A 15,037-nucleotide genomic window follows, 5' to 3' on the forward strand; every position below is an offset into this window, starting at 1 on the left:
TGTTGCTTTCGGCCGGTCCGCGGGGAACGGACGGCGTGGCGTTCAGCCGTTGCTGGGACCGCCGAGCTGGATGCCGGCCATCCGCGTCCATTCGTACGGACCGGTCTTCACCTTTGCCGCGAACTCCCCGTCGAACTCCTCGTGGACGGTGACACCGGCCTTCTCGACGGCGCTCTGCGCGACGGCGTGGGTGGGGGCCACCAGGTCGCCCCAGCCACCGTCCTCACCGACCAGGACGATCCGGGCGCCCTTCTGCCCGAGGTAGGCGACCTGCGCCTCGGCCCCGCCGTGCGCCCGCGCGAAGGTGCCGATCTCCTTGGCGAGCCTGGCCGCCTTCCGCTCGGCACGAGCGGCCTGCTTGCTGTCCTCAACCTGCTGCGTCTCTGCCATGAGCAGGATGCTACCGACGGGTAGACCAACTGGCGACGGGCGGGGCCCGTGGCGTTCAACACCACGCGCCCCGCCCGTCGGCGAAGTGAACGCTCAGCGGAGGAAGGGGTCCACAGCCACGGCCACGAAGAGCAGCGAGACGTACGTGATGGACCAGTGGAAGAGCCGCATCTCCTTGAGCTTGCCGCCCGTGACCTCGGCCTTGGCGCGGTTCTGCAGCCCGTGCGCCTCCCACAGCCACCAGCCGCCGGTGACCAGCGCGACCGCCGTGTAGAACCAGCCGGTGTAGCCGAGCGGCTGGAGCAGCAGCGAGACGGCGACCATGACCCAGCTGTAGAGCACGATCTGGCGGGCGACGACCTTGTTGGAGGCGACGACGGGCAGCATCGGCACGCCCACGCGCGCGTAGTCGTCCTTGACCTTCATGGAGAGCGGCCAGTAGTGCGGCGGCGTCCAGAAGAACATCACGAGGAAGAGGATGACCGGCGCCCACGACATGGAGTTGGTGACCGAGGACCAGCCGATGAGGACCGGCAGGCAGCCCGCGATGCCGCCCCACACGATGTTCTGCGAGGTGCGGCGCTTCAGGATCATCGTGTAGACGACCACGTAGAAGAGCAGGGCGCCGAGCGAGAGCCAGGCGGAGAGCCAGTTGACGGCGAAGCCGAACAGCAGGGTGGAGACGACCGCGAGACAGACGCCGAAGGCGAGGCACTCGCGCGGGCTGACCATGCCGGTCACCAGCGGCCGCTGCGACGTGCGGTCCATGAGGGCGTCGATGTCGCGGTCGATGTACATGTTGAGGGCGTTGGCGCCGCCTGCGGAGAGATAGCCGCCCAGGCAGGTCACGAAGACCAGCCACAGGTCGGGCACCCCCTGTTCGGCGAGGAACATCACCGGAACGGTGGTGATGAGCAGCAGCTCGATGATCCGCGGCTTGGTCAGCGCCACGAAAGCCTTGACACGAGCCCCGAACGGCCGATGGCTCGGGCTAAGGTCCGTCCCGGAAACCCCCGCTGGACGGGATTCAACGGCCGTCACGCACACCCCTGACAGAGACATCCCAGCGAGCCGACCAGCACCTTCTGACATGAAGATCCGGTAAAGGCCCGCGCGTACCACGCCACTGTAGACGTTGCCCATACCTCGCTCTTCGCGGGGGTGGGGTCGTGTTGGGCGACCGGCCGGGCGGCGTCCGTGGCGGCCCGGGCCGCCACGGACGCGGAACCGCGCGTTCATCGAGCGGACAAATGGGCGATACCGGTGGCCTTTTGAGCGGACATATGAGCGACCCCATATTCACTTGCCTAATGCCTCCGCTTTCCTTTCGGGAGGCGGATCCTCGCATGTCACTGCAGTCTGGAATGACTCGAAAAAATGAGCGCTCTCGCAGCGGTAGGCTCGACAACGGCCGGTGGGATCTACCGCCGGCATTCGACATGTGGAGAGGAGCCCTGACTCAGGGTGAGCACCAAGCCGACCACCACAGACCTCGAGTGGACCGAACTGGACCAGCGGGCCGTTGATACCGCTCGCGTCCTGGCCATGGATTCCGTACAGAAGGTCGGCAACGGCCATCCCGGTACGGCCATGAGCCTCGCGCCCGCCGCGTACACCCTCTTCCAGAAGGTGATGCGCCACGACCCGGCGGACGCCGACTGGACCGGCCGCGACCGGTTCGTCCTCTCTGCGGGCCACTCGTCCCTGACCCTCTACACCCAGCTCTACCTGGCCGGTTTCGGCCTGGAACTCGACGACCTCAAGGCGTTCCGCACCTGGGGCTCGAAGACCCCGGGCCACCCGGAGTACGGGCACACGACGGGCGTGGAGACGACGACGGGTCCGCTGGGGCAGGGCGTCGCCAACGCCGTGGGCATGGCGATGGCCGCCCGTTACGAGCGCGGTCTGTTCGACCCGCAGGCGGCCCCCGGCTCGTCCCCGTTCGACCACTACATCTACGCCATCGCCGGTGACGGCTGCCTCCAGGAGGGCATCTCCGGCGAGGCCTCGTCGCTGGCCGGGCACCAGAAGCTCGGCAACCTGATCCTGCTGTGGGACGACAACCACATCTCGATCGAGGGCGACACGGAGACCGCGGTCTCCGAGGACACGATGAAGCGGTACGAGGCGTACGGCTGGCACGTCCAGCGCGTGGCGCCCAAGGAGGACGGCGACCTCGACCCGGCCGCCCTGTACGCCGCGATCCAGGCCGCCAAGGCCGAGACCGGGCGCCCCTCCTTCATCGCGATGCGTTCGATCATCGCCTGGCCCGCCCCGAATGCCCAGAACACCGAGGCCGCCCACGGCTCGGCGCTCGGCGACGAGGAAGTGGCCGCCACCAAGCGCGTCCTCGGCTTCGACCCGGAGCAGACCTTCGAGGTCTCCGACGAGGTCCTCGCGCACACCCGCAAGGCCCTCGACCGGGGCCGCGAGGCCAAGGCCGAGTGGGAGAAGGGCTTCGCCGCCTGGCGCACCGCCAACAGCGAGCGCGCCGCCGAGTTCGACCGCATCGCCAAGGGCGAGCTGCCCGCGGGCTGGGAGGAGAAGCTCCCGGAGTTCGAGACCGGCAAGGCCGTCGCCACCCGCGCCGCGTCCGGCAAGGTCCTGCAGGCGATCGGCACGGTCATCCCCGAGCTGTGGGGCGGCTCCGCCGACCTCGCGGGCTCGAACAACACGACGATCGACAAGACGTCGTCGTTCCTGCCCGTCGGCAACCCGCTGCCGGAGGCCGACCCGTACGGCCGTACGGTCCACTTCGGCATCCGCGAGCACTCCATGGCCGCGGAGATGAACGGCATCGCGCTGCACGGCAACACCCGCATCTTCGGCGGCACCTTCCTGGTGTTCTCCGACTACATGCGCAACGCCGTCCGCCTGTCCGCGCTGATGCACCTGCCGGTGACGTACGTGTGGACGCACGACTCCATCGGCCTCGGCGAGGACGGCCCGACCCACCAGCCGGTCGAGCACCTGGCCTCGCTGCGCGCCATCCCGGGCCTGAACGTGGTGCGCCCGGCCGACGCCAACGAGACCGTCGTCGCGTGGCGCGAGATCCTCAGGCGCTACACCAAGGAGTTCGGCGTGGGCGCCCCGCACGGCCTCGCGCTGACCCGCCAGGGCGTACCGACGTACGAGCGCAACGAGGACGCGGCGAAGGGCGGCTACGTCCTGTTCGAGGCCGAGGGCGGCTCGCCCGAGGTCGTGCTGATCGGCACCGGCTCCGAGGTGCAGCTCGCCGTCGAGGCGCGCGAGCAGCTGCAGGCCGAGGGGGTCCCGACGCGCGTCGTCTCGATGCCGTCGGTCGAGTGGTTCGAGGAGCAGGACCAGGGGTACCGGGACTCGGTGCTGCCGCCGTCGGTGAAGGCGCGCGTGGCGGTCGAGGCGGGCATCGGCCTGACCTGGCACCGTTTCGTGGGTGACGCCGGCCGCATCGTCTCGCTGGAGCACTTCGGTGCCTCGGCGGACGCCAAGGTGCTGTTCCGCGAGTTCGGGTTCACCGCCGACGCGGTGGCCGGGGCGGCGCGGGAATCTCTCGCCGCCGCCCAGCGCTGACGCCCATATACGACCAAGTAGGAGATGTAATTCCATGACAGACGCACTCAAGCGCCTCTCCGAAGAAGGCGTCGCGATCTGGCTGGACGACCTGTCGCGCAAGCGGATCACGTCCGGCAACCTCGCCGAACTGATCGACCAGCAGCACGTCGTGGGCGTCACGACCAACCCGTCGATCTTCCAGAAGGCCATCTCGCAGGGCGACGGTTACGACCAGCAGCTCTCCGACCTGGCGGCCCGTGAGGTCACGGTCGAAGAGGCCATCCGGATGATCACTACGGCGGACGTCCGCGACGCCGCCGACATCCTGCGCCCGGTCTTCGACGCGACGGGCGGCCAGGACGGCCGCGTGTCCATCGAGGTCGACCCGCGCCTGGCGCACAACACCAAGGCCACGACGGCCGAGGCCAAGCAGCTCGCGTGGCTGGTGGACCGGCCGAACGCGCTCATCAAGATCCCGGCCACGAAGGCGGGCATCCCGGCGATCACCGAGGTCATCGGCCTCGGCATCAGCGTGAATGTCACGCTGATCTTCTCGCTCGAGCGCTACCGCATGGTCATGGACGCGTACCTGGCGGGCCTGGAGAAGGCCAAGGAGCGCGGCCTGGACCTCTCGAAGATCCACTCGGTGGCGTCCTTCTTCGTGTCCCGCGTGGACACCGAGATCGACAAGCGCCTGGACGGCATCGGCACGGACGAGGCCAAGGCCCTCAAGGGCAAGGCCGCGCTCGCCAACGCCCGGCTCGCCTACGAGGCGTACGAGGAGGTCTTCTCCTCCGACCGCTGGGCCGCCCTCGACAAGGCGCAGGCCAACAAGCAGCGTCCGCTGTGGGCCTCGACCGGCGTCAAGGACCCCGCGTACAAGGACACCCTGTACGTCGACGAGCTCGTCGCGCCCAACACGGTGAACACGATGCCGGAGGCGACCCTGGAAGCCACCGGCGACCACGGTTCGATCACCGGCAACACCATCTCGGGCACCTACGACGAGGCCCGCGCCGAGATCGCCGCCATCGAGAAGCTCGGCATCTCGTACGACGAGGTCGTGCAGCTGCTCGAGGACGAGGGCGTCGACAAGTTCGAGGCGTCCTGGACCGACCTGCTCAAGTCGACCGAGGCCGAGCTCAAGCGCCTCGCTCCCGCGAAGGGCTGACCACTTTGTCAAGCAGCAATCCGCTGCGTGACGCCGCAGACCGACGGCTCCCGCGTATCGCGGGGCCGTCGGGCCTGGTCATTTTTGGTGTCACGGGCGATTTGTCCCGTAAAAAGCTGATGCCCGCCGTGTACGACCTCGCCAACCGAGGTCTCCTGCCGCCGGGCTTTTCCCTCATTGGTTTCGCCCGCCGCGACTGGGAGGACGAGGACTTCGCCCAGGTCGTCCACGACGCGGTCAAGGAGCACTCGCGCACGCCGTTTCGCGAGGAGGTCTGGCAGCAGCTCATCCAGGGCATGCGCTTCGTCCAGGGCAACTTCGACGACGACGACGCGTTCGAGCAGCTCAAGGCCACGATCCAGGAGCTCGACAAGGCGCAGGGCACCGGCGGCAACTTCGCGTTCTACCTCTCGGTGCCGCCGAAGTTCTTCCCGCAGGTCGTCCAGCAGCTGAAGAAGCACGAGCTCGCGGACGCCCCGAAGGGCTGCTGGCGCCGTGCGGTCATCGAGAAGCCGTTCGGCCACGACCTGGCCTCGGCCCGCGACCTGAACGCGATCGTGCACGAGGTGTTCGATCCGGACCAGGTGTTCCGGATCGACCACTACCTCGGCAAGGAGACCGTCCAGAACATCCTGGCGCTCCGCTTCGCCAACCAGATGTTCGAGCCGATCTGGAACCGGTCGTACGTCGACCACGTGCAGATCACCATGGCCGAGGACATCGGCATCGGCGGCCGCGCCGGCTACTACGACGGCATCGGCGCCGCGCGCGACGTCATCCAGAACCACCTGCTCCAGCTGATGGCGCTGACCGCGATGGAGGAGCCCGCCTCCTTCGACGCGGACGCGCTCGTCGCCGAGAAGGCGAAGGTCCTCGGCGCCGTCCGGCTCCCCAAGGACCTCGGCAGGGACACGGTCCGCGGGCAGTACGCCGCAGGGTGGCAGGGCGGCGAGAAGGCCGTCGGCTACCTCCAGGAAGACGGCATCGACCCCAAGTCGAAGACCGACACCTACGCGGCCGTCAAGCTGGAGGTGGACAACCGCCGCTGGGCGGGCGTCCCCTTCTACCTGCGCACCGGCAAGCGGCTCGGCCGTCGGGTCACGGAGATCGCGGTGGTCTTCCAGCGCGCGCCCCACTCCCCCTTCGACCACACCGCCACCGAGGAGCTCGGGCAGAACGCGATCGTCATCCGCGTCCAGCCGGACGAGGGCATCACGGTCCGGTTCGGCTCGAAGGTGCCCGGCACCTCCATGGAGATCCGGGACGTGTCGATGGACTTCGCGTACGGCGAGTCCTTCACCGAGTCCAGCCCGGAGGCGTACGAGCGCCTGATCCTCGACGTCCTGCTCGGCGACGCCAACCTCTTCCCGCGCACGGAGGAGGTCGAGCTGTCCTGGAACATCCTCGACCCGATCGAGGAGTACTGGGACAAGCACGGCAAGCCCGCGCAGTACCCGGCCGGCACCTGGGGTCCGGCCGAGGCGGACGAAATGCTCGCACGAGACGGACGGAGCTGGCGTCGGCCATGAAGATCGACCTTACGGACACCACGTCCAGCAAGATCAACAAGGCGCTCGTGCAGGGCCGCAGGGCGATCGGCACCCCGGCCGTCGGCATGGTCCTCACCCTCGTCATCGTCACCGACGAGGAGAACGCCTACGACTCCCTGAAGGCCGCCAACGACGCCTCCCGCGAGCACCCCTCGCGCACCCTCGTGGTCATCAAGCGGGCCGCCCGCTCGCCCCGTGACCGCACCACCTCGCGCCTGGACGCCGAGGTACGGGTCGGCGTCGAGGCGGGCACCGGCGAGACGGTGGTCCTGCGGCTGTACGGCGAGGTCATCGACCACGCCCAGTCGGTGGTGCTCCCGCTCCTGCTGCCCGACGCCCCCGTGGTCGTCTGGTGGCCGGTGAACGCCCCGCTGGACCCCGCCAACGACCCGCTCGGCGCCCTGGCCCAGCGGCGCGTCACGGACACGTACGCGGCCGAGCACCCCATCGAGGAGCTGACCGCCCGCGCCGCCGCCTACCACCCCGGCGACACGGACCTGTCCTGGACCCGCATCACCCCGTGGCGCTCCATGCTGGCCGCGGCCCTGGACCAGATCGCCTGCAAGGTGCAGTCGGTGCAGGTGGACGGCGAGGAGTTCAATCCGAGCTGCGAGCTGCTCGCCATGTGGCTGGCGGACCGGCTCGGCGTCCCCGTCAAGCGCGCGCTCTCGCCGGGCCCCGGCCTGACGGGTGTGCGGATGGAGACCGACTGCGGTCCCATCGTGCTCGACCGGGCCGACGGCTCGCTCGCCACGCTCCACATCGAGGGCCAGCCCAACCGCGCGGTGGCGCTCAAGCGCCGCGAGACGGCCGAGCTGATCGCCGAGGAGCTGCGGCGCCTCGACCCGGACGACACCTACGCCTCCGCGCTGAAGTACGGCGTGGACCGGCTGGCGCAGACGCCCGCCGAGCGGGTCACCGAGACGGCCGAGGAGGCTCCCCGGGACTCCGGTGACTCCGCGGCGGCTCCCGAGCCGAAGAAGGCCCCGGCCAAGAAGACCGCCGCGAAGAAGGCGGCGGCCAAGTGAGCGCGGTCCCGCAGCTCGTCGTCCACCGCGACAAGGAGCTGATGGCGCAGGCCGCGGCGGCCCGCCTCATCACGAAGATCGTCGACGCGCAGGCCGCCCGCGGCAGCGCGTCGGTGGTCCTCACCGGCGGCCGCAACGGCAACGGCGTGCTCGCGGCGCTCGGCTCGTCCCCCGCCCGGGACGCGATCGACTGGTCGCGCCTTGACCTGTGGTGGGGTGACGAGCGCTTCCTGCCGGACGGCGACCCCGAGCGCAACTACACGCAGGCCCGCGAGGCCCTGCTCGACTCGGTGCCGCTCAACCCGGCCCGGGTGCACCCGATGCCCGCGTCGGACGGCGCGTACGAGGTGGACGCGGCGGCGGAGATCTACGCCGCCGAACTCACCGCGGCCGCGGGCCCGGAGGACCACGGCCCCGTGCCGACCTTCGACGTCCTGATGCTCGGCGTCGGCCCTGACACGCACGTCGCGTCGCTCTTCCCCGAGCTCCCCGCGGTGCGCGAGACGGTGCGCCCGGTGGTCGGCGTGCACGGCGCGCCGAAGCCGCCGCCGACCCGCGTCACCCTCACCCTCCCGGCGATCCGGGCGGCCCGTGAGGTGTGGCTGCTCGCGGCGGGCGAGGACAAGGCGAGGGCCGCGGCCATCGCCCTGTCGGGCGCAGGCGAGGTGCAGGCCCCCGCGGCCGGCGCCTACGGCCGCTCGCGCACGCTGTGGCTCCTGGACGCCGCGGCGGCCTCCCAGCTCCCTCCGGAGCTGTACCCGCCGTCCGTCGCGTAACCGCGTCCCCGTCATACGTCTGAGGGCCCCGAACCGGCTGGTTCGGGGCCCTCAGACGTCGACGAGGACGCGTCGGTAGCTGCTGCCGTCCTGTTCGCGTACCAGCAGGCCGTCGGAGACGCAGTACCTGCGCAGCGCCGCCGTGTCGTCGTGCACGGTGCCGAACGCGTCGTTGACCTCGCGCTCGCTGTAGACGCGGCCTTCGGTGAAGAGGCTGTCCATGAGATGGACGAGGAGCTCGTGGCGTACGACGGGGCGTACGGGGATCGCGGTGAGGCGGCCGTGCGCGAAGAAGCCGGTGAGGCGGCGCGGCACGGTGGAGTGGGCGTCCACCGGGCCCGGGGCCCTGCGGAAGACGGCAGGGTCGGCCCGCAGCGACCCGTCGGGCAGCCGTTCCACGAGCCCGGCGGCGAGGAGGCGGCCCAGATGCCTGCGGGCGACCGCGGAGTCGGCCTCGCGCGGCGGCAGGTCGTCGAGGACTATGCGCGCGTACAGCCTGAGTCTCTCGGGGTCGGCGAGCACGGCGAGCAGCTGGTCCATGACGGGGTCCTCCCGGCGGGTGACGGAGCCGAAGCAGTGTCACCCGCCGGGCGGGGCGCCCGCATCCGATTAACGCCCGCGCAGGTCCCGGTACTTGGCGACCAGGGCCGTGGTCGACCCGTCCAGGTCCGGCACCTCGGCGCCCTCGGTCAGGGCGGGCTCGACGCGCTTGGCGAGGACCTTGCCGAGCTCGACGCCCCACTGGTCGAAGGAGTCGATGTTCCAGACGGCGCCCTGGACGAAGACCTTGTGCTCGTAGAGTGCGACGAGCTGCCCGAGGACGGAGGGGGTCAGCTCCTTGGCGAGGATCGTCGTCGTCGGGTGGTTGCCCTTGAACGTCTTGTGCGGCACGAGCTCCTCGGGCACGCCCTCGGCGCGCACCTCGTCGGGCGTCTTGCCGAACGCCAGCGCCTGTGTCTGCGCGAAGAAGTTGGCCATCAGCAGGTCGTGCTGGGGCACCAGGCCGGGCAGCAGGTCGGCGACCGGCCGGGCGAAGCCGATGAAGTCCGCCGGGATCAGCTTGGTGCCCTGGTGGATGAGCTGGTAGTAGGCGTGCTGGCCGTTGGTGCCCGGCGTGCCCCAGACGACCGGACCCGTCTGCCAGTCGACCTCCTCGCCGTTCCTGTCGACGTACTTGCCGTTGGACTCCATGTCCAGCTGCTGGAGGTACGCGGTGAACTTGGAGAGGTAGTGCGAGTACGGCAGGACGGCGTGCGACTGCGCGTCGTGGAAGTTGCCGTACCAGATGCCCAACAGGCCCATCAGGAGCGGCACGTTGGACTCGGCGGGCGCGGTGCGGAAGTGCTCGTCGACGAGGTGGAAGCCGTCGAGCATCTCGCGGAAGCGGTCGGGGCCGATGGCGATCATCAGGGAGAGGCCGATCGCCGAGTCGTAGGAGTAGCGGCCGCCGACCCAGTCCCAGAACTCGAACATGTTGTCCGTGTCGATGCCGAACTCCGCCACCTTCCCGGCGTTGGTCGACAGCGCCACGAAGTGCTTGGCGACGGCGTCCTGACCCGCGTTCAGCTCGGTGAGCAGCCAGTCGCGCGCCGAGGTGGCGTTCGTGATCGTCTCGATGGTGGTGAAGGTCTTCGAGGCGACGATGAACAGCGTCTCGGCGGCGTCCAGGTCCCGCACGGCCTCGTGCAGGTCCGCGCCGTCCACGTTCGACACGAAGCGGACGGTGAGTTCGCGGTCGGTGAAGGAGCGCAGCACCTCGTACGCCATCGCCGGGCCGAGGTCGGAGCCGCCGATGCCGATGTTGACGACGTTCTTGATGCGCTTGCCGGTGTGCCCGGTCCACTGCCCGGAGCGGACCTTCTCGGAGAAGGCGCTCATCTTGTCGAGGACGGCGTGCACCGCGGGCACCACGTTCCCGGCGTGCTCGCCGTCGACCTCGACGACGGCGTCCCGCGGGGCGCGCAGCGCCGTGTGCAGGACCGCGCGGTCCTCCGTCGTGTTGATCTTCTCGCCGCGGAACATGGCGTCCCGCAGCCCGAAGACGTCCGTCGCGGCGGCGAGCTCGCGCAGCAGCCGCAGCGTCTCCTCGGTGACGAGGTGCTTGGAGTAGTCGATGTGCAGGTCGCCGACCTGGAGGGTGTATGACGTGCCGCGTGCCGGATCGGCGGCGAACAGATCGCGCAGCCGCACCTCCCCGAGCTGTTCGCGGTGCTTGGTGAGTGCCGTCCACTCGGGCGTCTGATTGAGCCTGGCGCGGCTTTCTGCATTCATCTCGGACTTCAGCCTTCTCTCGTACCCGCGTACGTGTATTGCCCCGCTGCACTCACCAACCTAAACGATCGATGAGCGGTATGAGATGTCTGAAACTGCCTGTCCGCGCGCGTATCGTGATGTAGAAAACCGGCCGGACACCTCTCGGTGCCCGGCCGGTTCCCAAGTCCTAGATCTCGCCCCGCAGTTTGGCGAGCGCTTCCGCGAGGATCGCCTCGCCGTCCTCGTCGCTGCGCCGCTCCCGTACGTACGCCAGGTGCGTCTTGTACGGTTCGGTGCGCGGCGGGTCCGGCGGGTTGTCCCGGTCCTGACCTGCCGGAAAGCCGCAGCGGGGACAGTCCCACGTATCGGGGACCTGCGCGTCGCTGGCGAAGCTCGGCTGCGTCTCGTGCCCGTTGGAGCACCAGAAGGAGATGCGCAGTCGCGGCGCGGACTCACCGCGCTCGGCCTCGCCCATCGGCCCCGCCCCGACCCGACTTCCTCGGATCGCGTTGCCACTTGCCACGGTCGTAACTCCCTGCGTGATGGTGCTGCTGCGGGCGCCTCAGTTTACGTAAGGCCCAACGCGCGTCCAGTGTCGGGAGTTACACCCCACCCCCGGACGCAAGCCCCATGATAAGCCGCGCACGCGGGCGTGCACCGGACAAGCGACCAGTGGCTGACGCTAGTTGTTCGCCTTCATCAGCAGACCCAGCGCGACAATGCACGCGAACCACAGCAGACCGACCACGACCGTGATGCGGTCGAGGTTGCGCTCCGCGACGGAGGAACCGCCGACGGACGACTGCATGCCACCGCCGAACATGTCGGAGAGACCGCCGCCCTTGCCCTTGTGCATCAGCACCAGCAGCATCATCAGCAGGCTGAAGACGATGAGGGCGATCGAGAACCCCATAACCACGGCTGGACCAACTTCCTCGGATCTGAATCGACGGCGGGGGCCGGGGCGATCACGAGCGAGCTTTCCAGCCAGCTTCCATCGCCTCCGACCCCCGCAAGGGTACGACGTATCGCCGCTACCGCATACTCACTGGTCGCGGAACCGGACGATCTTGACGAACTCGTCCGGGTCCAGCGCCGCGCCGCCCACCAGGGCGCCGTCGACGTCGGGCTGCGCCATGATGTCGGCGACGTTCTTCGCCTTGACGGAGCCGCCGTACTGGATGCGGACCTTCTCGGCGAGCTCCGTCGAGTACAGCTCGGCGAGGCGGCGGCGGATCGCGCCGCAGACCTCCTGCGCGTCCTCGGGGGTCGCGACCTCGCCGGTGCCGATCGCCCAGACCGGCTCGTACGCGATGACGATGGTCTCGGCCTGCTCGGCCGGGATGTCCTTGAGGCCGCCGTCGAGCTGGGTCAGCGTGTACTGGACCTGCTGGCCCGCCTTGCGGATGTCCAGGCCCTCGCCGATGCAGAGGATCGGGGTCAGGCCGTGCTTGTAGGCGGCCTTCACCTTGGCGTTGCAGATCTCGTCGGTCTCGTTGTGGTACTGGCGGCGCTCGGAGTGGCCCACGGCGACGTAGGTGCACTTCAGCTTGGCCAGCATCGGGCCCGAGATCTCGCCGGTGTAGGCACCGGAGTCCTGCGCCGAGATGTCCTGGGCGCCGTACTTGATCTTGAGCTTGTCGCCGTCGACGAGGGTCTGCACGGAGCGCAGGTCGGTGAAGGGCGGCAGGACGGCGACCTCGCAGGCGTCGTAGTCCTTGTCGGCCAGGGCGAAGGCGAGCTTCTGGACGTGGGCGATGGCCTCGAGGTGGTTGAGGTTCATCTTCCAGTTGCCCGCCATCAGCGGGGTGCGCGTAGTCATCAGGTCTCAGTTCTCCAGTGCCGCGAGACCGGGGAGCGTCTTGCCCTCGAGGTATTCGAGGGAGGCGCCGCCGCCGGTCGAGATGTGGCCGAATGCGTTCTCGTCGAAGCCCAGCTGGCGGACGGCCGCGGCGGAGTCGCCACCGCCGACGACCGTGAAGGCCGGGGAGTCGAGGAGCGCCTGGGCGACCGCCTTGGTGCCCTCGGCGTAGTCGGGGTGCTCGAAGACGCCCATCGGGCCGTTCCAGAAGACGGTGGCCGCGTCGGCGAGCTTCGAGGCGTAGAGCTTACGGGTCTCGGGCCCGATGTCGAGACCCTCCTGGTCGGCCGGGATGGCGTCCGCGGCGACGGTGGTGGGGTTGGCCGGGGCCTTGGTCTTCAGGTCCGGGAAGTCGGGCGAGACCAGGACGTCCACGGGCAGCACGAACTCGACGCCCTTCGCCTCGGCGCGCCGCAGGTACTCCTGGACCGCCGGGATCTGGTCCTCCTGGAGGAGGGAGATGCCGACCTCGTGGCCCTGGGCCTTGAGGAAGGTGTAGGCCATGCCGCCGCCGACGAGGATGCGGTCGGCCTTCTCCAGGAGGTGGTCGATCACGCCGAGCTTGTCGGAGACCTTGGCGCCGCCGAGGACCACGGCGTAGGGGCGCTTGACGTCGTCGGTGAGCTTCTTCAGGACGCCGACCTCGGTGGCGATGAGGTAGCCGGCGTAGTGCGGCAGCTTCGCCGGGAGGTCGAAGACGGAGGCGTGCTTGCGGTGCACGGCGCCGAAGCCGTCGCCCACGTAGACATCGGCAAGGGCGGCCAGCTGATCGGCGAACTCGGCGCGCTCGGCGTCGTCCTTGGACGTCTCGCCCGCGTTGAAGCGGAGGTTCTCGACGACGGCGACCTGGCCGGGCCGCAGGGCGTCCACCGCGTCGCGCGCGGCCGGGCCGACGGTGTCCTGCGCGAACGCGACGGGCGCGCCGAGGAGTTCACCGAGCCGCTCGGCGGCGGGCCGCAGGGAGAAGGCCGGGTCCGGGGCGCCCTTCGGGCGGCCCAGGTGCGAGGCCACGACCACCTTGGCGCCCGCGTCGGCGAGGGCCTTGACGGTCGGCAGGACGGCACGGATGCGGCCGTCGTCGGTGATGGTGCCCTCGGCGAGCGGCACGTTGAGGTCGGCGCGGACGAAGACCCGCTTGCCGTCGACTCCTTCGGCGAGAAGTTCGTCGATCGTCTTCATGGACTGGACTCCTTGGGTGGGCTGACGCACAACAGGGCCCGGAGCGCGCGGCGTTGCGCGGTCCGGACCCTGTGCTCACATCTAGGTGCCTGCTCTGGTGGTTAGAGCTGACCGCCGACGAAGACGGTGAGGTCGACGAGACGGTTGGAGTAGCCCCACTCGTTGTCGTACCAGCCGAGGATCTTCACCGACTTGCCGTCCTGGACCATCGTCATGGACGAGTCGAAGGTGCAGGAGGCCGGGTCGCTCACGATGTCCGAGGACACGATCGGGTCCTCGGTGTAGAAGAGGTAGCCCTTCAGGTCGCCGTCGTCGGCGGCCTTCTTGAAGGCGGCGTTGACCTCGTCCTTGGTGACCTCGCGGGAGACCTCGACGACCAGGTCGGTGGCCGAGCCGGTCGGGACCGGGACGCGCATCGCGATGCCGTCGAGCTTGCCCTTGAGCTGGGGCAGGACCAGGGCGGTGGCCTTGGCGGCACCCGTCGTGGTCGGGATGATGTTCTCGGCGGCGGCGCGGGCGCGGCGCAGGTCCTTGTGCGGGAAGTCCAGGATGCGCTGGTCGTTGGTGTACGCGTGGACCGTGGTCATCAGGCCCTTGACGATGCCGAAGTTCTCGTCGAGAACCTTCGCCATCGGCGCCACACAGTTGGTGGTGCAGGAGGCGTTGGAGATGACGTGGTGATTGGCCGCGTCGTACTTGTCCTGGTTGACGCCCATCACGATGGTGATGTCCTCGTCCTTGGCCGGAGCCGAGATGAGGACCTTCTTGGCGCCGCCGGTGATGTGCTTCTCGGCGTCGGCCTTCTTCGTGAAGATGCCCGTGGACTCGATCACGATGTCGACGCCGAGCTCGCCCCACGGGATGTCGGCGGGGTTGCGCTCGGACAGCACCTTGATGGTGCGGCCGTCGACGGTGATGGTGTCCTCGGTGTGCGACACGTCGGCCTTGAGGCGGCCCAGGATGGTGTCGTACTTCAGAAGGTGTGCGGTGGTCGCGGTGTCACCCAGGTCGTTGACAGCCACGATCTCGATGTCCGCGCCCTGCTCAAGGAGCGCGCGGAAATAGTTGCGACCGATGCGGCCAAAGCCGTTGATGCCTACGCGGATCGTCACGAAACCGATCTCCTCGTTGGTACGCCGGTTTTAGACGCCGGCGAGTTGTATGGGATGTCCCCGACCGCCTCCGACCCTACCTCTCCGAAGCCTCTGAGGTGACATCGAGAGGGGCTCCGGGCGACACAGAGGCCCGTACCCCTCAGTAGGGGTACGGGCCACTGGGTCCTTGGTCCCGATTAC

At 69.2% G+C, this 15,037-nt stretch carries 14 protein-coding genes; 5 read left to right on the forward strand and 9 right to left on the reverse strand.

The genetic code is table 11. The annotated features are described in order from the left end of the window. Positions 1-42: 42 nt before the first annotated feature. Both AC07DI_RS20995 and AC07DI_RS21000 read right to left on the reverse strand, forming a co-directional pair. Complete coding sequence (locus AC07DI_RS20995) at positions 43-390, reverse strand: hypothetical protein (protein WP_384260965.1); 348 nt, start codon at positions 388-390, stop codon at positions 43-45. Between the two features lie 93 nt (positions 391-483). Continuing rightward, complete coding sequence (locus tag AC07DI_RS21000; protein ID WP_384261071.1) at positions 484-1,437, reverse strand: heme o synthase; 954 nt, start codon at positions 1,435-1,437, stop codon at positions 484-486. Positions 1,438-1,854: 417 nt separating this feature from the next. On the opposite strand from AC07DI_RS21000, the gene tkt reads away from it, so the two are divergent. The 5 genes from tkt to pgl are packed head-to-tail and all read left to right on the forward strand — an operon-like array spanning position 1,855 to position 8,449. Next, positions 1,855-3,942: a transketolase gene (gene tkt / locus AC07DI_RS21005; RefSeq protein ID WP_478905617.1), complete on the forward strand. Its 2,088-nt coding sequence runs from the start codon at positions 1,855-1,857 to the stop codon at positions 3,940-3,942. A gap of 34 nt (positions 3,943-3,976) precedes the next feature. Next, positions 3,977-5,095, forward strand: a complete 1,119-nt coding sequence (tal, locus tag AC07DI_RS21010) for a transaldolase (RefSeq protein WP_384260961.1) — start codon at positions 3,977-3,979, stop codon at positions 5,093-5,095. A gap of 5 nt (positions 5,096-5,100) precedes the next feature. Further along, complete coding sequence (gene zwf / locus AC07DI_RS21015; protein ID WP_478905618.1) at positions 5,101-6,624, forward strand: glucose-6-phosphate dehydrogenase; 1,524 nt, start codon at positions 5,101-5,103, stop codon at positions 6,622-6,624. Then, positions 6,621-7,673, forward strand: a complete 1,053-nt coding sequence (gene opcA, locus AC07DI_RS21020; RefSeq protein ID WP_384260956.1) for a glucose-6-phosphate dehydrogenase assembly protein OpcA — start codon at positions 6,621-6,623, stop codon at positions 7,671-7,673. The genes zwf and opcA overlap by 4 nt, the downstream gene beginning before the upstream one ends. Beyond that, on the forward strand, positions 7,670-8,449 hold the full coding sequence (gene pgl, locus AC07DI_RS21025; protein WP_478905619.1) for a 6-phosphogluconolactonase: 780 nt from the start codon (positions 7,670-7,672) through the stop codon (positions 8,447-8,449). Before opcA ends, pgl begins: the two co-directional genes overlap by 4 nt. Before the next feature lie 51 nt (positions 8,450-8,500). On the opposite strand, the gene AC07DI_RS21030 is transcribed toward pgl, so the two are convergent. From AC07DI_RS21030 to gap, 7 genes are all read right to left on the reverse strand, one after another. After that, the gene (locus AC07DI_RS21030) at positions 8,501-8,989 is read right to left on the reverse strand and encodes a DUF2087 domain-containing protein (protein ID WP_478905620.1); all 489 of its coding nucleotides are present in this window, start codon (positions 8,987-8,989) and stop codon (positions 8,501-8,503) included. 69 nt (positions 8,990-9,058) lie between these two features. Beyond that, positions 9,059-10,720, reverse strand: a complete 1,662-nt coding sequence (pgi, locus tag AC07DI_RS21035; RefSeq protein ID WP_478905621.1) for a glucose-6-phosphate isomerase — start codon at positions 10,718-10,720, stop codon at positions 9,059-9,061. Positions 10,721-10,889: 169 nt separating this feature from the next. Next, positions 10,890-11,225: an RNA polymerase-binding protein RbpA gene (locus tag AC07DI_RS21040; RefSeq protein WP_384258720.1), complete on the reverse strand. Its 336-nt coding sequence runs from the start codon at positions 11,223-11,225 to the stop codon at positions 10,890-10,892. A gap of 159 nt (positions 11,226-11,384) precedes the next feature. Continuing rightward, positions 11,385-11,615 carry a preprotein translocase subunit SecG gene (secG, locus tag AC07DI_RS21045; RefSeq protein ID WP_055702100.1) on the reverse strand — a complete coding sequence of 77 codons (231 nt, stop codon included), beginning with the start codon at positions 11,613-11,615 and terminating at the stop codon, positions 11,385-11,387. A gap of 132 nt (positions 11,616-11,747) precedes the next feature. Next, on the reverse strand, positions 11,748-12,524 hold the full coding sequence (tpiA, locus tag AC07DI_RS21050; RefSeq protein WP_384258718.1) for a triose-phosphate isomerase: 777 nt from the start codon (positions 12,522-12,524) through the stop codon (positions 11,748-11,750). Positions 12,525-12,530: 6 nt separating this feature from the next. After that, complete coding sequence (locus tag AC07DI_RS21055) at positions 12,531-13,742, reverse strand: phosphoglycerate kinase (RefSeq protein ID WP_478905622.1); 1,212 nt, start codon at positions 13,740-13,742, stop codon at positions 12,531-12,533. A gap of 101 nt (positions 13,743-13,843) precedes the next feature. Next, complete coding sequence (gene gap / locus AC07DI_RS21060) at positions 13,844-14,854, reverse strand: type I glyceraldehyde-3-phosphate dehydrogenase (RefSeq protein WP_384258713.1); 1,011 nt, start codon at positions 14,852-14,854, stop codon at positions 13,844-13,846. Positions 14,855-15,037 lie beyond the last annotated feature (183 nt).

Source organism: Streptomyces sp. NPDC044106, assembly GCF_056433985.1.